At 46.5% G+C, this 15,903-nt stretch carries 18 protein-coding genes and 1 pseudogene; 14 read left to right on the top strand and 5 right to left on the bottom strand.

Going from position 1 to position 15,903, the window contains the following annotated elements:
- Positions 1–29 precede the first annotated feature (29 nt).
- The gene (locus TOL_RS05855; RefSeq protein WP_015486376.1) at positions 30–680 is read left to right on the top strand and encodes a riboflavin synthase; all 651 of its coding nucleotides are present in this window, start codon (positions 30–32) and stop codon (positions 678–680) included.
- A gap of 17 nt (positions 681–697) precedes the next feature.
- Here TOL_RS05855 and TOL_RS05860 read toward each other — a convergent pair whose 3' ends face one another.
- Complete coding sequence (locus tag TOL_RS05860) at positions 698–937, bottom strand: glutaredoxin family protein (RefSeq protein ID WP_015486377.1); 240 nt, start codon at positions 935–937, stop codon at positions 698–700.
- A gap of 51 nt (positions 938–988) precedes the next feature.
- Here TOL_RS05860 and TOL_RS05865 point away from each other — a divergent pair, with 51 nt between their 5' ends.
- The gene (locus TOL_RS05865) at positions 989–1,744 is read left to right on the top strand and encodes a sulfite exporter TauE/SafE family protein (protein ID WP_015486378.1); all 756 of its coding nucleotides are present in this window, start codon (positions 989–991) and stop codon (positions 1,742–1,744) included.
- 34 nt (positions 1,745–1,778) lie between these two features.
- On the opposite strand, the gene TOL_RS05870 is transcribed toward TOL_RS05865, so the two are convergent.
- Positions 1,779–5,033, bottom strand: a complete 3,255-nt coding sequence (locus TOL_RS05870; RefSeq protein ID WP_015486379.1) for a beta strand repeat-containing protein — start codon at positions 5,031–5,033, stop codon at positions 1,779–1,781.
- Positions 5,030–5,479, bottom strand: a complete 450-nt coding sequence (locus tag TOL_RS05875) for a hypothetical protein (RefSeq protein WP_015486380.1) — start codon at positions 5,477–5,479, stop codon at positions 5,030–5,032. The genes TOL_RS05870 and TOL_RS05875 overlap by 4 nt, the downstream gene beginning before the upstream one ends.
- Positions 5,480–6,029: 550 nt before the next feature.
- On the opposite strand from TOL_RS05875, the gene TOL_RS05880 reads away from it, so the two are divergent.
- The 10 genes and pseudogenes from TOL_RS05880 to TOL_RS05930 form a co-directional block, all read left to right on the top strand.
- Positions 6,030–6,806, top strand: a complete 777-nt coding sequence (locus tag TOL_RS05880) for a nucleotidyltransferase domain-containing protein (protein ID WP_015486381.1) — start codon at positions 6,030–6,032, stop codon at positions 6,804–6,806.
- A 121-nt stretch (positions 6,807–6,927) separates the two neighbouring features.
- Positions 6,928–7,368, top strand: coding sequence for a hypothetical protein (locus TOL_RS05885; protein ID WP_015486382.1), 441 nt, complete (start codon positions 6,928–6,930; stop codon positions 7,366–7,368).
- Positions 7,369–7,478: 110 nt separating this feature from the next.
- On the top strand, positions 7,479–7,955 hold the full coding sequence (locus TOL_RS05890) for a hypothetical protein (RefSeq protein WP_041588416.1): 477 nt from the start codon (positions 7,479–7,481) through the stop codon (positions 7,953–7,955).
- A 116-nt stretch (positions 7,956–8,071) separates the two neighbouring features.
- Entirely contained in the window at positions 8,072–8,560 is a 489-nt protein-coding gene (locus TOL_RS05895; protein WP_015486384.1) for a hypothetical protein, read from the top strand.
- The gene (locus tag TOL_RS05900; RefSeq protein ID WP_015486385.1) at positions 8,557–8,862 is read left to right on the top strand and encodes a hypothetical protein; all 306 of its coding nucleotides are present in this window, start codon (positions 8,557–8,559) and stop codon (positions 8,860–8,862) included. Before TOL_RS05895 ends, TOL_RS05900 begins: the two co-directional genes overlap by 4 nt.
- Before the next feature lie 102 nt (positions 8,863–8,964).
- Positions 8,965–9,372: a GNAT family N-acetyltransferase gene (locus TOL_RS05905; RefSeq protein WP_015486386.1), complete on the top strand. Its 408-nt coding sequence runs from the start codon at positions 8,965–8,967 to the stop codon at positions 9,370–9,372.
- Between the two features lie 145 nt (positions 9,373–9,517).
- Entirely contained in the window at positions 9,518–10,081 is a 564-nt protein-coding gene (locus TOL_RS05910) for a transglutaminase-like domain-containing protein (RefSeq protein WP_338055006.1), read from the top strand.
- 95 nt (positions 10,082–10,176) lie between these two features.
- Entirely contained in the window at positions 10,177–10,431 is a 255-nt protein-coding gene (locus TOL_RS05915; RefSeq protein WP_015486388.1) for a type II toxin-antitoxin system Phd/YefM family antitoxin, read from the top strand.
- Positions 10,424–10,687 (top strand): Txe/YoeB family addiction module toxin, encoded by a 264-nt coding sequence (locus tag TOL_RS05920; protein ID WP_015486389.1) that lies wholly within the window; start codon positions 10,424–10,426, stop codon positions 10,685–10,687. The genes TOL_RS05915 and TOL_RS05920 overlap by 8 nt, the downstream gene beginning before the upstream one ends.
- A gap of 96 nt (positions 10,688–10,783) precedes the next feature.
- Positions 10,784–11,829 (top strand): annotated as a pseudogene (locus TOL_RS05930) (IS3 family transposase); the annotation flags it as partial.
- 169 nt (positions 11,830–11,998) lie between these two features.
- Here the strand turns inward: TOL_RS05930 and TOL_RS05935 are convergent.
- Together TOL_RS05935 and hrpB are read right to left on the bottom strand one after the other, a co-directional pair.
- Entirely contained in the window at positions 11,999–12,754 is a 756-nt protein-coding gene (locus tag TOL_RS05935) for a TSUP family transporter (protein ID WP_015486392.1), read from the bottom strand.
- A gap of 56 nt (positions 12,755–12,810) precedes the next feature.
- Positions 12,811–15,333, bottom strand: a complete 2,523-nt coding sequence (gene hrpB / locus TOL_RS05940; RefSeq protein WP_015486393.1) for an ATP-dependent helicase HrpB — start codon at positions 15,331–15,333, stop codon at positions 12,811–12,813.
- Positions 15,334–15,408: 75 nt separating this feature from the next.
- On the opposite strand from hrpB, the gene TOL_RS05945 reads away from it, so the two are divergent.
- Both TOL_RS05945 and TOL_RS05950 read left to right on the top strand, forming a co-directional pair.
- Positions 15,409–15,591: a hypothetical protein gene (locus TOL_RS05945; RefSeq protein ID WP_015486394.1), complete on the top strand. Its 183-nt coding sequence runs from the start codon at positions 15,409–15,411 to the stop codon at positions 15,589–15,591.
- A 69-nt stretch (positions 15,592–15,660) separates the two neighbouring features.
- Positions 15,661–15,864 carry a hypothetical protein gene (locus TOL_RS05950; protein WP_015486395.1) on the top strand — a complete coding sequence of 68 codons (204 nt, stop codon included), beginning with the start codon at positions 15,661–15,663 and terminating at the stop codon, positions 15,862–15,864.
- Positions 15,865–15,903 lie beyond the last annotated feature (39 nt).

The following is a 15,903-nucleotide window of genomic DNA, read 5'->3' on the forward strand; positions in this document are numbered from 1 at the left end:
AATGCTGCCAGCCATAACAGGAGCCTCCAATGTTTACTGGAATTGTCCAAACACAGTTACCCCTTATTGAACTCGATCACAAATCCGACTTCGCCTCTTTTATATTCGAGTTTCCTGCTGCGATGGCAGAGAATCTGCAAATCGGAGCCTCGGTTGCGATTAATGGTACGTGCTTAACTGTGCGCACATTAGACGTGAATACAGAATTCACTCGAGTGAGTTTTGATGCCATTGGGCAAACTTTGAAAGTAACCAATCTTGGAACACTGGCTGTTGGTTCAATGGTTAACATTGAACGGGCCGCCAAATTTGGTGATGAGATCGGAGGACATCCGTTATCTGGTCATATTATGGATCAGGTTGCGGTGTTGGCGGTAAACGAAAGTGCAAATAACTTAGTGGTGTGGATGCAGCGCCCAGAGCACCTTGCGCCTTATTTATTGGATAAGGGTTATGTGGCTTTGAACGGTGCTAGCTTAACCATTGCTGAAGTTGAAGCGGATCGGTTTAGCGTGCATCTGATTCCCGAGACCCGAGATGTCACGACCTTCGGTGCCGTTAAAGTTGGGGATGCGATTAACGTTGAAGTTGATGCGCAAACTCAGGCGGTAGTCGAAACCGTGCGTCGATTATTGGCTACCCCTGAGTTACTGACAGCGTTAGCGCCTAACAATAAATAGCGCCAAGCTAACGATTGTTAGAGAGTTTGCAAATAGCGAATGATATCTGCGGACTCAAACATCCACTGCTGTTGGTCACCATCTTCGATCAGCAAGCAGGGGACGGTTGTACGATGAGTTGCGGCATATTGCTCATTTCGAAAGTGGGCATGTTGGGCAACATTACGCTTTTCGACCGGTACATTGACGTTTGGCAATACGCGCAGCACTCGCTGGCAAAACGGGCAAGAGTCGTAATAGTACAGGGCGTATTTCATGAACATCTCCAAATGTGTGACGTTGGCCTTTAATTGGCCAGAGGCTTAGCTGTGGATTATATCCAACAATTGATTTTATTTCTGATTGCGGTTGTCGCTAATTGGTTTTCGGCACTTGCCGGTGGCGGTGCGGGTTTGATTCAGTTGCCTATCTTAATCTTTTTGGGCCTGCCGTTTCCATTGGCTTTGGCGACTCACAAAATCGCGACGGTTGCTCTGGGAGTTGGAGCGACCACTCGTCACATGCGCGAAGGGCATTTAGACTGGCGCATACTTTTGCTGATATTTTTGGCCGGCACGCCGGGTGTGGTTGGTGGCGCCTTATTCATTCTTGATGTGCCTGCTCGCACCGCTGAGATTGCTCTAGGTATACTCACCTTGTTGCTGTCTTTGTACTCTTGGTTTAAGCCAGAGCTTGGGCTGAAAACGGATCATCATCACCGTACTGCCTTTGGTTATGTTGTTGGCGGGCTAGTGCTATTACTGATTGGTTTCGCCAATGGAGCCTTGTCAGCGGGTAGCGGCCTTTTTGTGACGCTCTGGTTGGTTTATTGGTTCGGCTTAGAATATCGCTTGGCGGTAGCTCAAACCCTTGTCGCGGTTGGCCTTGGTTGGAATGGCGCGGGTGCGATCACCATGGGCGCCGTTGCTACCGTGCAATGGAGTTGGATTCCTGCGCTTATTCTTGGCTCGCTTGTTGGCGGTTATCTAGGTGCCAATACATCAATAAAAACCGGTAATGAGCGCATTAAGCGCTTGTACGAAATTATTACTTTGGTTGTCGCAATTAAATTATTGTGGGGCTAAATAGCTCCCACAATAATTTACCGTTTTTCTTATATTAGGCCGCTATTCTACGGCGGCGCTGGATAAATACAGCGGGTAGTAGCAGTAATAAAATTCCAAAAGCCCCTCCTGCTGCAGTGCTGTCTGAACTGCTGGTACTCACTTTCGTTAGGGTGGCGCTGATGCTTTGTTCGTCAAATGCAGGGCTTAACGGCAGAGAAACGTCGGATGTTAATGAGTGTTGAATTAGTAACGTTTGTGGTAGGCCATTATTTAAGTCGGATTCCCATTCGTAGCTAACAGAGCGATTGCCGATAACTGTAGTTTCTATGGTTTCTACATCGCCACTGCTCAAGGTGACTGACAATACCGGTAGCTCATCGAAGTTGAAGTTTTGTGCCGTTATTGTTCCGTACAGGCGATAGGCAACATCGATAGTACTCGTGTTAGACGCTGCAGCTGCCATTGTGATTTCTATACTAGTCGCACCAGCATCCGGTATTACGGTTCTAGTGGTGAAACCAGCGGCGCTAATGACCAGTGGTAATTCTACTTGTGGCAGATCAAGCGTAATGTCTCCATTGGCATTGGAAATCGCACTGTCGTTGACCCCCCAGCCGGATGTCCGCTCGTCGTCGACCAAGACATCGACATCCGAAAGGTCGTTACCATCCTCATCAATAATATGTATGGCCAATGTTCGCGCAGCAACGCTTGCAAGCGTTAGTTCGCCTGTGGGGATATTACTGCCATAAGCACTAATAACCGAATCGCCCGTCACGCTGTTGGCTACATCAAGGAAGGCGCTAACGCGGTTGTAATTAACGCTATCGTCAGGGCTGATGAGAGTCGATATGGGCGTTCCCTCGTCATCAATCCAAGCAATATCACTGTTGTCGCTATCGAGCGTTAGAGTGCTCGCAGCAGCGGCCCCTTCGATATCAATTCTTGTGATACTTGAACCGGCTAATAGTGGATCGACTTGGCTGATTAAACGCACAGGGCGTTCAATATAATAAGTAGCGCCCAAGCCGTTACTGTCGGTCACATCGAGGGTATATACCCCAGCGAATGCGCCACTTTCTGGCATGGCTAATACGTAGCTATTAGTGCTATTGCTGAGTAAGTCGGTCCGGTATTCGCCGTTGTAGAAGACGGTGGCAGTAAGAGCATCGTCGCCGCCTGTTAAAGTCACGGTGGTATCGCTTAAAGTATTTTCAGCTAGGGTATCGCCATCGCCAAGAGTATTAGCTCCTGACGACAAAGCATATGCAGGATAAACCGATATCGAAATATCTAAGTTGCTGCTATCGACACCGTCGTCGGCATTGATGCGCACGTTAAAATTGCCAGTACTTGATGGCGCTAGGGTTAATGCTGTGCCGCTTAAGCTGGCGTTGAGAGCACTGTCGGTTTCGCCACTAACGATCGTTAGGGTGATAGGGTCGCTGTTCGCATCGGTGGCGGAAATGGTGAACGTATCGGTGTCGTCAACCAGCATCTTGCGGGCGTTAACGCTCGTTATGGCGGGGGCATCATTTACAGAGGCATCGATAAGAGTCACAACAAAACTGGTGCTTGCGGTTAGTGCGCCGTCGGATACTTGTAGATTAATGGTGCTCGCACCTGTTTGACCACTGACAGGTGCGATTGTCAGGGTCGTGCCCGATACACTTGCCGTGAGCTTGCCAGCATCATAGCTAGTGACGGAGAACGTTAAGCTATCACCATCGACATCAGCACCACTAAGCGTGACTGTTTCGGTACTGTCGTTGGCTTGATTTCGATTGCTCACAGCACCGATGGTTGGAGCATCATTTACCGCGTTTACCGTCACGGCGAATGTCTCGCTGTCGGTCAGTGCGCTGTCTGAAACGCTAACCGTAATAGAACCACTGTCGTTGTAATTCGCGCTTGGTGTGATGGTTAAGCTGGTGCCACTCAGCGATGCGCCTAAGTTTGCACTGGCCGAATCTAGGCTGTACGTCAGGCTATTACCATCGACATCCGTAGCGCTCAAAGTAATGGATAACGTGGCATCTTCGTTTAAGCTTTTCGCACCAATAGCACCTAATATGGGCGCGTCGTTAACGGCATTTACAGTAACGCTGAATGCTTCGCTATCTGTATCTGTGCCATCCGAAACGCTGACAGTAATGCTGCCGCTGCCGTTGTAATTGGCAGTAGGAGTAATCGTAAGGGTAGTGCCACTCAGCGAAGCGCCTAGGTCGGCGCTCGCAGAATCAAGAGAATAGGTCAGGCTGTCACCATCACCATCGGTGGCGCTTAAGGTAACGGATAGGGTGGCATCTTCATTGAGTGATTTTGCTCCAATCGCTGTGAGCACTGGGGCATTGTTGGGCGCGGGTGTGTATAGCGTCCAGCCTATGTCCGCTAAAAGTTGCGCTGCCAGACCCGCGGTCTCAATAAATTGGGTATAGACAGGTTCCATGATTTCATTCGGAGTAACAGCGGTATCAAAATGGCTAACCGACGATCCAGATTCGTAACTTGAAGGCGCGTACATTTGCATACGACCAGCATTCACACCAGCAGAGTAATTACCGCTTTCGGCATTAACTAAGGCGCCGGTCCAAACCAGATTACCTGTGTTCGTTATCGCGGTTGCACGGTTAGCGGCGACCATATTGGTGAGCATAGTGCTGTTGCTCGCATTCATAAGATTCTTGGTATACGAATCAAATACGTCGACATTGGTACTGCCGTTGAAGAAATAAGCACTGCTTGAGCCATCGCTTTGGAGCAAGGACAAAAACCCCATGCCGTGGAGAAGTTCGTGAATCACTACCGATAGCAGAGAGCTGTCGCCATTGGTTGGATCACCATAGCCGTAATACCAATCGGTGGTGCCTAAGCAATAGCTATTATCGACATCAGAATTAAACTCCGCGTTAATCTCCACGCCCGCCGTTATGTCGGCACCATTGATTTGGTTGTATAGGGCATCGGGGTACACATCGTAAGTGCTACCCGTCCAAATAAATTCGTAATCGGCAGGGCCTGCGCTACCTAAAACGCCACCCGTAGGTGAGCAGGCTAGAGAGTTGAATTGTGCATTCACACTGACATCAATACTGACGTCGTAAGTGGTATTTAGAATATCTGCAGCACGTTGAAAGACGTTTTGTCGTTGTTCACCTAGGGTTGTTCCAGGGTTGCCATCAATCGCAGCAACAACCGTCGTATCGTTAAAACCTTCGCCACCGCCGTCACCATTGACAATCAAAATATCGGCCTGAGCCGAGCATGTTAAAAGCGCGCTGATCAGTAAGGTCGTTTTAATATTCATTGTGCTGGCACCTCAACCTGACCGTGGGGCTGAATTTGACGCTCAACTGTACTCATACTGCCATCGGGATTGATAACTGCCATCGTGACAACTTCCCACTGGCGGCGCGCAGGTAAGCTGAAACCACCTTGACCATTTGGTACTGGTGTCAGCTCGCTGGCCGGAAGGCGGCGCTCATTGATATAGGTTTGCAGATGCTCAGGTAGAGCGCCTGAATCATCATCTAGGTGTGAGTGTTCTTTTTTCGATTGCGCTACTGACGGCTGCTGCGCAGCTATCACTGATGGTGTTTTTGCGCTAGCGGGTGACGATGAAGCCGGATTCACCAATGGCTCCACGGGTGCGCTTTGAATGGCAACAACCGACTTATCCGGCACGGACAGCCAGACCACTGCACTGATGGCGGCAGCCGCAGCGAGTAAAGGAAACAGGGGGCGCAAGTTCAAGGTAAACTCCGAAGACGGATAGCAATACCTTTAGCCTAGACCTCGCTCAAAGGTACACCAGCGTCATCCAGTAATTTTGCGTTACCGTTTGCAGTTATTGGGGTAACAATCGGTGACTTTCTGACACTTTTCGCGACGTCATCGTGGTTACACAAAATATTCATAACCGTACGCGTTGACGTACTCCTGTGCTTTATAAGAATTTAGCGGCATGGCAAAAGACTGTATGGCTAAACAGATGATCTAGCTAAAACTGAAAAATCGTGCGCGTTTAGCCGCCAACCCAACTTTTAGCGTGCGCGTTTTGTTTTTCTTGCATTGAAAATACGCGGGTGAATCAATTAGTTACACCAGTTGCTCAAGTGATAACGCGCAAATTGTAAAGACGACTTGGTGTGTAAACGCGCATGCGCGTTTACACACCGGTCAATTAGGTCAGAAGTGCTACTTTCCATTGCTAAAACAGCAGGTTAGACTCGGGACATCGAAGGGAAGCGAAGCGTCAAAACGCGCATGCGCATGAATAAACTGTTAGCTTCAAGGTGAAATAATGATAGATAGTAGCATTAGGGAAGACATATTAAGTCGCCTTGAAAAGACTGAAGAGAAATACGACGTTAAGATTCTCATGGCTATCGAGTCAGGAAGTCGAGCGTGGGGGTTTGCTTCGCCTAATAGTGATTATGATGTCCGCTTTATATATGCAAATAAGCCCGATTGGTATCTGGCAGTCGATTTGGAAGATAAGCGAGATGTGATTGAGTATCCGATAGTTGATGATATTGATTTAAATGGATGGGATGTAAGAAAGGCTTTAAAGTTATTCTGGAAATCAAATCCTGCATTTGTAGAGTGGATACAATCCCCTATATCTTATATTGACGATGGTGATTTTCGTCATGAATCATTGAAGCTCTTGCCAGAAATATACTCTGCTGAAAAGGGTATATATCACTACCGAAGTATGGCGAAGACTAATTATCGTGGTTATCTAAGAGAGGATATGGTTCCGCTAAAAAAGTATTTCTATGTTTTGCGGCCATTGTTCTCCATTCAATGGCTTGAAAGTTACGGTACAGCAGCACCGATAGAATTTGATAGGGTGTTATCACTAGTAACAGACAATGAGCTACTTGATACGATACATGCGCTTTTGGAGCGTAAAAAGGTAAGTGAAGAAAAGATGCTGGCACCGGCAATACCGGTTTTGAATCGGTATATCGAAAAACAGCTCGAAAGATTGGAAGATATAAAACTTCCTAAATCGGATAGAAGCTTTGAAATGGCCCAGCTGAATGAGCTTTTCCACAAAGTTTTGGGGAAATAAGCTAACAAGTGTATGCACAGGAAGCCAACTACGCGCCGCAAATTGTGGTGCGCTTTGCGCACTTTACCACAATTGGCTCTGCTACGTTGTCTCCTGTGATACAGGCGTTAAGCGAGTCACTATGAAAGTCATAGCTTTAATCGTAATTTTATTTTCAGTATCCGTTTTCGCCTTCGCGGAAGGAGGGTCATGCTGGGTTGAATATTCCTATAGTGGTGATACTAATGGCCCTGGCGGACATGGTGACTCAAGCTCAATTAAAAATGCTAACGAAGTATTCATATATAGGCTATGTAAAAACCAATGCTATTCTGAACTTCCAGAGTATAAAAATATAGATGGTATTAAGTCCTGTAAAATTGACGGTGTTGATATTGAAGATTCGCCTTATAAAGAGATATACATTAAAAATAAAAGTAATATTTGTCATGTGCAAGTGGTGGGGAAGTATTTGCACAATATCTACTTGGTTGAAAATGAAGAGCAGTGTCAGTATAAAATGAAAGAATTTATGTGGTGCAAAAAAGGCGCGAAATGCACTTACACATTAGGCCAATGGTAGCGCTTAACAAGGCGCTGTACCGGACTCCGAAAAATCGTCATCTTTTTTGCAAAAGCGCAAAAAAGCTACCAAGTTTACTCTGCCGGTAAGCGCGGCGTTATGGATGCAAAATGTATAGATTATTAACAATAGTTTTAATGCTACTTTCAGGTTTCTCTGTAGCAGGTGACCTTACGATTCAAATTAGTTCTGTAAGCTGTATTGGAGTAGATGAGCATGCTCGCTATAAATATAGAGTGGGTTTTATTGTTCAAAATACTGGGAAAAAAGAACTCACGATCATCAGCAAATCAAATCGAATTTCAAGCCTAGACTCTGAAGTGCCTGAGTTAGTATTTGGACATGGTGAAATGAAGGCCGATGGTATTCTAATTATCCCTCCTAGAGACGAACTTGGTTTAGTTATCCTTCATCCTGATGACGGTGCTCAAATATTTGATATTTACAAATCTAAGAAGCCTCTTCCAGAAAAAGTTATTGTTGGTTATCAAGGAACGGGGATTAATAATGGAAGGTATGGTAACTGGGAGGGGTTGATTAAAAGCCCTCCCACTAAAGTAACAACTACCAAGCTGTGTAATCCATAACAAAAGCATGTTGCATAAAACCACTGCGTGGTTTGGACGGTTTATCCGCTCGTACCTCGCTACAAAAGCGCCGCAAATGCTAGGCGTTAAATTTTTCAATATCGGATGTCATATACATGGATGAGACCAAGCAATTCAAATGTCTTACTGACTTGAGGGAAATAATAAGCGAGCTGGATGGGTTTTATGCAAGACCCAGCGTCCGTGGGCAGCATCCAACCCTGTACCCTGAAGTTTCTGACGGGCGATATCGCACTGTGTGCGGCGTTCGTGTCTGCGACTACACATTATCTGAAGATGGTCAGTGGGTTCTCCCTGATGATCAGATGGGGTTGTCATTTTCTTCAAGCTGGCAGCATCTTAAAAGTGCGCATAAAATGGTCTCTCGTGGTGCAGGTAAGGATGTTGATGTATTTTGGGTGTTATCTCGCGCCGACATCCCAAAAGGTATGTCATTTCAACCAGATAGACGGGCTTCGAAATCTGCAAAAGGCCATTATTTATTAACGGTAAATGAGAGGATGAAAATTAGTTCTCTCGTAGAAAAACTCAAATGGATAGCCGACAGGATGTCCGTTATTAAAAATGCGGGAGATGCGTTGTGATTTTGACTGTTAGATATTCCCATGTTCGTGATCTCGTTTTTTATTATGCAAATCAGCTATCTGATCAAAGAGTCCTAGATGTACTTGAAGACGGATTGAAATCTGAAGATGATGCAAAACACTTTAGCTACTTTATTTGGAAAATGATCGATAAAATGGCTGAAGATAGAGAAAACGGTGTTGAGGTTTTAGGCGGGAAGGATAATACGTCAATGTTGCCGGATGTTTCTTATGAATTAGATGTCTTGATGTCAGATAGCGGATATAGCCAAATCTGGGAAGAGATCTCGGACGAAGCCTAAATTTAACAAACCGCTGAAATACGTTACGGCCACAAAAAGCCTGGCCTTCACTAGGACTCGCTTCGCTCGCCTTCTAGCGGGGCGTTATGCATCAAAACGATAATGAACGTAACTTATAGTCTAAGCGATAAAAACATAGAAGAATTGCACAGCCTCTATCAAGAAGAGTGGTGGACCAAAGGCCGCACACTTCAAGAAACAAGAAGTTGTGTCAAGGGCTCACAGATAAACATCGGTGTTTTAACTGATGAAAAAACTCTCATAGCTTACGCTCGGGTGCTGACAGACTTTACTTTTAAAGCGCTAATCTTTGACATCATTGTTTCTGAAAATCAAAGAAGAAATGGGCTGGGGGATAAATTGATAGAGTTAATAAAGGCTCATAAAAAGCTAGCCTCGGTCAAAAGTTTTGAACTATATTGTCTTCCAGAAATGTTCACATTTTATGAAAGACATGGCTTTTCTGCTGAAGTTGGCGACATTAAACTAATGAGGCAATCAAATGCATAACAAGCACATTAAAAATCGCCCACAAAAAGCGTGGGCTGGACTCGCTAACGCTCGCCTTTTATGTGTGCGTTAGCCATATTGGGAAATTGACATCGTGCATCAATATCTAGAGTCAACGAAATACATAGACTGGAAGACGCCAGAGGTGCTGACTAGGGCGAAGTCACTAGCCGCCGGCGCTGACTGTCCCGAGCTGGTTGCAGAGAAGTGCTTTGTATTCGTCCGAGACCAAATCAAGCATAGTTGGGATCACGAGTGTGATCCTGTGACATGTAAGGCATCCGACGTGTTGAAACACGGAACAGGTTACTGTTACGCGAAGAGCCACTTGCTGGCAGCATTGCTACGAGCAAATGGAATACCGGCAGGTCTGTGCTATCAACGGTTAACCATCAGTGATGATGGTGATGGGCCACCTTATTGTCTGCATGGCTTGAACGCTTTGTATCTTAAAGAACACGGGTGGTATCGAGTTGATGCTAGAGGAAATAAGGAGGGCGTCTCGGCTGATTTCTGTCCCCCGACTGAGCACTTGGCATTTCCGATAGTCACTGCGGGAGAAGCTGATCTGCCTGAAATATGGGCAGAGCCAATAACGCCTGTTCTTGACGTGCTTCTATCAAAAAATACCTATCGCGAGGTGGCAGATAATCTGCCGGATATTCAGCTAAATACGGCTAACAAAGCAATGCACGCGACAAGCGCGTGATTGCGGCGTTAGCAGCAAAAATACATGTACCATATGTTGTGCATATAAAATAACTGAGTTATAGTTGTTCAATAAATTGTACATGTAGGTGGTTTATGAGAGTTGTATCTTTTACTGAAGCAAGAAATGGATTAAAAGCTGTTTTAGACTCTGTCGTTAATGATGCAGACACCACGGTTATAACGCGTCGAGATTCAGAAGATGCGGTTGTAATGTCATTAGATTATTACAATAGTTTGATGGAAACAGTTCATTTATTAAAGTCTCCTGCAAATGCAGAACATTTAAACAAATCAATAGCTCAATATAAAAGTGGTAAAACTACGCAAAGAGATATAGTCGATGAGTAGTAGGCTTCTTTGTTGGACCGATGAAGCTTGGAATGATTACGTTTACTGGCAAGGTCAGGACAAAAAGACATTAAAGCGTATAAACAAATTAATCAGTGACACTAAGCGTTCACCATTTGAGGGTATTGGCAAGCCTGAGTCTCTTAAAGAAAATTTGTCAGGTTTCTGGTCACGCCGAATTGATGACACCAATCGTTTAGTTTATGCCGTTGATGATAAAACGCTAACCATAATATCGTGCAGGTATCATTACTAATGTGCATGCACCAAATAAAACTGCTAACAAGGCGCTCTACCGGATTGATCTTCCCCCGATTTAACGGACACCAACATCTAACAGATAAGGTGTCCAATGCCCAAATACACAAAGCCCAGAAAAACATGGCAATACTCAAATGAATTCAAAGTTAAAGCCGTTCAGTTAAGTTTGATTGAAGGTGTTCAGGTTAAAGAAGTTGCCGTCACTCTCGACATACATCCATTTATGCTGTCACGATGGCGAAAAGAATATCGTGAAGGCAAGATCGTGGCAGACAAACGTAAAAAAGTAACTGAAGTATCTTCTAAGCAAGCCAAAGAACTCTCGAAAGTTAAGCGATTAGAAGCTGAAAATCGCAAGCTGAAGCAAGAGGTCGACCTACTAAAAAAGTGGCAACGGTTTCTTGCGGAGGAACATCAGCAAGGTATCGATTCATCGAAAGATTCGGACTAGATCTTGGTATCAAATCCTTGTGCTTTTGGCTCGGTGTTTCTCGCAGTGGTTATTACGATTGGCGTAACCGCAAAGACTCTAATCGTACCAGTGAAGACGCCATGCTAAAGATTGAAATCCAGAAAGTGTATGACAAGGTCGAAGGGCGCTATGGTAGCCCTAGAGTTTGGAAAACACTACAAAACCAAGGATTCTCCGTTAGCAGGAAGCGTGTAGCGCGCTTGATGCAAGAGATGGGCTTAATCGCGCGCGTTACTCGAGTAACCTACCGAGCACCCGGCATGAGGCGTTTCCTTGCCTCGGGTGAAAACCTGAGATCTGATGGTGCGGTGCCTGAAGCAAAGAACAAAGTATGGGTTGCGGATGTGACGTATCTCAAAGTAAAGAAGCAGTGGCATTACTTGTCAGCGGTCATGGATCTTCACTCACGGCGCATTGTTGGTTGGAGCTTAGATACGAAAAGAACGACGGAAGTAACCAAAAGAACATTGGCAACTGCCATAAAGAAAAGAAAGCCAGAGAAGGGACTTATGCTGCATACGGATCGAGGTGTCGAGTACAGAGGAGCCGAATACCAAAAGGATCTTAAACGGCATGGCATCTTACATAGTTTGAGCCGCCCAGGTAAATGTACTGACAATGCTCATATGGAATCATTCTTTCATACATTGAAAGCAGAATTAATGATCTTCCCCCGCTTTAACGGACATCAGTAGTACTAAATACTAATAGGAAGGTCATGATAAGAATAAATCGGCTCTAATTTGGGGCCGATTTAATCAGCCCTTACACCTTGGAGTGTCTATATATTTCCACAGTCTGATATTCAGAGGATCTCCACTTACTGCATTCGGTTTAAGCATTAAAGGCCAGCATTTTTACCGAAACCCCAATCGTCATAACCACCATCACAATTTTGATCAGCATCTTGCCATTGTTAACTACGAGACGTGCGCCAATGGCACCCCCGATGATTTGCCCAAAAAACATGGCAATACCCACTTCCCATATAATTGAGCCGGACATAATGAAGTAAATTAACGCCGCCACGTTACTGCAAAAATTCAACAGCTTGGCGTAGGCTGTGGCTTTGATTAAGTTGTAGCCCAGCAGCAAGGTAAAAGAAATCGCGAAAAAAGCACCCGTGCCTGGGCCGAAGAAACCGTCGTAAAAACCAATCACCGATGCGACAAATAGGCTATAAGCCATTCCCGAAATCAGATGCTTTCGGTCTAATTCGCCAAGGTTGGGCGAGAATAAAAAGTACAAAGAAAAACCAATTAGTAAAAACGGAATAATGACGGCGAGAAAACTGCTGTCGATTCGAGTGAGCAACATGCTCCCCAAAAACGAACCGACAAAACTACTGGCAATCATCAGTTTGGCACTGTTCAGATCAATGTGCCCCTTGCGCACAAAGTGAAGCGTTGAGGCCATTGAACCACCTACAGCACCCACTTTATTTGAGGCTATCGCCTGAGCAGGCGGGACGCCACACATTAACAATGCTGGGATGGTGATTAATCCGCCGCCGCCCGCAATGGCATCAATACAACCTGCAATCACGGCGGCGAAGAAGAAGAGTGTCAGTAACTCGATTGAAAATGCCATGGCTTGTTCCTGTTAAATAGAGCCAGTGTTCGTCGGTATAACGAAATAATACGCCGCTATGACTTGCTACGCGCTTTGGTATAACGCGTGGCTTCGGCGCTGAGCGGATCTTCTGGCCATGGATGGCGGGGATAGCGCCCGCGCATGTCTTTGCGTACATCGGCATAGGAGTTGCGCCAAAAATGCGGTAAATCTTGGGTAACTTGTAACGGTCGGCGGGCCGGTGATAGCAGGTGAATCATCAGGGCGATTTGCCCATTTAATACGGTTGGTTGGCCTTCGTAGCCGAACATTTCTTGCAGTTTTACCGCCAGAATAGGGATGTCGGCACTGTAGTCGATGGCGATATTAGAGCCGCTCGGTACTTGAATGTGCGTTGGTAATAACCGATTCAGCGTTTGCTGCTGTTCCCAGCTGAGCAGACTCAACAAGGCATCCATCACGTTCACTTTAGCTAAATCACGCACATGCCGTGCTTGATTTAAAAAGGGCATGAGCCAGTCGTTAATATTAGCGCTTAGGGCTGTGTCACTAACGTCGGGCCACTCATTTTTATCCTTGTTATACCGGTGCAATAGGGCTAATCGTTGGCGTAAATTAAGCGCGTTATCGGTCCAGTGAAGGTCGTTTAATGGTGAGTTTTTACTATTGTTAAAATACGAGCGCCAAGCATTTTGCCAATCGTCGGCATTTAAATTGGTCAGGCGTTTGGCGCTGAATACCAAAGCCCCAAGGCGTTGCTGTTCTTCGGCTAATAGTTGGCCATTGTCTTGCCAGCTAACTTCGATATGGCGGTTAAATAATTGCGGATAAGCTTCTACTAATAAGGCAATGCTGTGCGAACTGAGCGGGGCGGCTAAGCGAATTTTATTGGGCGAGCCGCCAGCAAGATCGGCAATGGCCAGCCACTCGTATTTATCCAGCGTGGAGTCTTGTAGTAATTCGGCACCAATACCACGGCTAAGTTGATAGCGGCTTTGAGTGCCGCCTGAGCCGCGGCGTTTTGCGATTCGGTCTGGCCATGCACAGGCAATCACAAAACCGACATCGAGCGTTGCACTATCGGCTTGCTTGGTGAGTTGGCTATACCAGCGTTTCGCCAATGGTTGGATTCTGCTGTTCCAACTCGGGTGTTGCTTGGCGCGCAGTAACGCTAATTCGATATCATCCTGCTGTCGAATTATGCCCGGTTCTTGCAATAGGGCGACTAATTCGCACGCGGATTTTGCCATGCCTAATTCGGCGGCTTTCCATAGGGCATTTGCCCAACGTGGTTCTAATCCCAACTGAGCGCAGCGGCGGCCATGCTCGGTGAGTTGTTGCTCGGCGGTTAAGCCAAGCTGGCTGAGTAAATCGTGTGCTTGTTGTAAATGCGCGGCTGGCGGCGGTGTCAGCCATAACAGTTCGTCGGCAGCAGCGCCCCATTGCAGTAATTCCAATTGCAACGGCGCTAGGTCGCTAGCGGCGATTTCTGCTTGAATATGGGCTTTGCGACCTTGGTGATCTTGTTCGCTCCATAAGCGATAACACAAGCCCGGCGCTTGGCGTCCGGCGCGGCCTTCACGCTGAGTCGCTGAGGCTTTGGAAATACCTTGGGTGGTTAATTCACTCACGCCATTGCCGGGGCTAAACACCATGCGTCGTTCTAAACCCGAGTCGATAACAATACTGACGCCATCAATGGTGAGGGAGCTTTCGGCGATATTGGTGGCAAGAATGATTTTACGGAATTCATCTGACGGGCGAATCGCAGCTTTCTGTTCGGCGTCGGATAGCTGCCCATGCAAAGGCATAGCGCGAATATTGGCCGGCAACGTTTCTTCTAACAGGCGTTGTACACGTTGGATATCACCTTGGCCGGGTAGGAATACTAGCAGGTCGCCTTGTAGGTGATCGTCTTGTACTAAAGCTTCGTTAATCACGCGAACCATGTGTTGCGGTAAGCGCTCGTTGGCATCGCGGCGGCTGCGATAGTGAGTCGTTACTGGGTAGCTGCGGCCTTCGCTGCGAATCGTCGGAGCCTTGAGAGCAGAAGCCAAAGCGGATTCGTCTAAGGTGGCCGACATAACCAGAATGCGTAAATCTGGACGCAATACCTGTTGGCACTGGTGGCACAAGGCTAGTGCCAGATCGGACGCCATGTGGCGTTCGTGAAATTCATCGAAGATAACTAAACCCACCCCCGTCAGCTCAGGATCATCCTGCAACATACGCGTTAAGATGCCTTCGGTAACCACTTCGATTCGCGTGCTGGCTGAAATTTTGTTTTCCAATCGTATGCGATAGCCGACGGTCTGCCCGACTGCCTCGTTCAGCGCTTGAGCCATATAGGTCGCGGCATTGCGTGCGGCGATGCGACGCGGTTCTAGCATGATAATTCGTTGTCCTGCTAGCCAATCTGCATCTAGCAAGGCTAAAGGCACACGGGTGGTTTTGCCGGCACCTGGGGCAGCACTGAGTAAAACCGCTATATTAGTTGCTAGAGCAGAGGCTATGTCGGCAATAACGTCATCAATGGGCAAGACAAGAGTCATAGGAAGGTGTAGGGCTATACCAACGAAAGAGTGCAATGTTAGCATGACTCAGCGCGTTAAACGGATACTGACCAAAGCCCTTACCTATTACTCAATGGTGTGTCGGGCTAGGAGAACGTAATGAGCGATACCAATGTGATTGATTTCGACAAAGCGAGTGATAAGCACCGCAGCGAACGTGAACATAAAAAGAAAGAAGAAAAGGTCGATGAGTTACGTCAGCGCTTCGCTAACGTACTGCCTGATCGAGTGCGTCCAGTAAAAGATTATTTAAAGAAAAAGCGTGATAAGAAAAAGCGCTAAAGCGTAATGCCCATCTGTGAAGGTGATAGCGTTACCATTTGTTACTGTTAACAAACGAAGGAACCGCTTGTGGATACGTCGAGTTTGCTGTGGGGAGTTGTGTTTGGCTCTTTTGGTTTTGGTTACTTTCTCTACGGCAAAAAGCAAAAGGCGCCAGTGCCATTAGCGTGTGGTATCGCCTTAATGGTGTATCCCTATTTTGTTGCTGATGTAACTTGGCTCGTTGCTATTGGTGCGGCTTTGATCGTGTTACCTTACTTTATTCGTTCGTGATGGCTTTTCTGCCGCTTTACACGTTTTCGCATTCATTTT

Source organism: Thalassolituus oleivorans MIL-1, assembly GCF_000355675.1.
Taxonomy (GTDB): domain Bacteria; phylum Pseudomonadota; class Gammaproteobacteria; order Pseudomonadales; family Oceanobacteraceae; genus Thalassolituus; species Thalassolituus oleivorans.

Excerpts from the sequence above, each read along its gene's own strand:
- TOL_RS05920 (WP_015486389.1), top strand. The coding sequence starts at position 10,424 with ATGAGTAGTAGGCTTCTTTGTTGGACCGATGAAGCTTGGAATGATTAC.
- TOL_RS05870 (WP_015486379.1), bottom strand. The coding sequence starts at position 5,033 with ATGAATATTAAAACGACCTTACTGATCAGCGCGCTTTTAACATGCTCG.
- TOL_RS05895 (WP_015486384.1), top strand. The coding sequence starts at position 8,072 with ATGGATGAGACCAAGCAATTCAAATGTCTTACTGACTTGAGGGAAATA.
- TOL_RS05880 (WP_015486381.1), top strand. The coding sequence starts at position 6,030 with ATGATAGATAGTAGCATTAGGGAAGACATATTAAGTCGCCTTGAAAAG.
- TOL_RS05890 (WP_041588416.1), top strand. The coding sequence starts at position 7,479 with ATGTATAGATTATTAACAATAGTTTTAATGCTACTTTCAGGTTTCTCT.
- TOL_RS05945 (WP_015486394.1), top strand. The coding sequence starts at position 15,409 with ATGAGCGATACCAATGTGATTGATTTCGACAAAGCGAGTGATAAGCAC.
- TOL_RS05885 (WP_015486382.1), top strand. The coding sequence starts at position 6,928 with ATGAAAGTCATAGCTTTAATCGTAATTTTATTTTCAGTATCCGTTTTC.
- TOL_RS05855 (WP_015486376.1), top strand. The coding sequence starts at position 30 with ATGTTTACTGGAATTGTCCAAACACAGTTACCCCTTATTGAACTCGAT.
- TOL_RS05905 (WP_015486386.1), top strand. The coding sequence starts at position 8,965 with ATGAACGTAACTTATAGTCTAAGCGATAAAAACATAGAAGAATTGCAC.
- TOL_RS05915 (WP_015486388.1), top strand. The coding sequence starts at position 10,177 with ATGAGAGTTGTATCTTTTACTGAAGCAAGAAATGGATTAAAAGCTGTT.
- TOL_RS05935 (WP_015486392.1), bottom strand. The coding sequence starts at position 12,754 with ATGGCATTTTCAATCGAGTTACTGACACTCTTCTTCTTCGCCGCCGTG.
- hrpB (WP_015486393.1), bottom strand. The coding sequence starts at position 15,333 with ATGCTAACATTGCACTCTTTCGTTGGTATAGCCCTACACCTTCCTATG.
- TOL_RS05860 (WP_015486377.1), bottom strand. The coding sequence starts at position 937 with ATGAAATACGCCCTGTACTATTACGACTCTTGCCCGTTTTGCCAGCGA.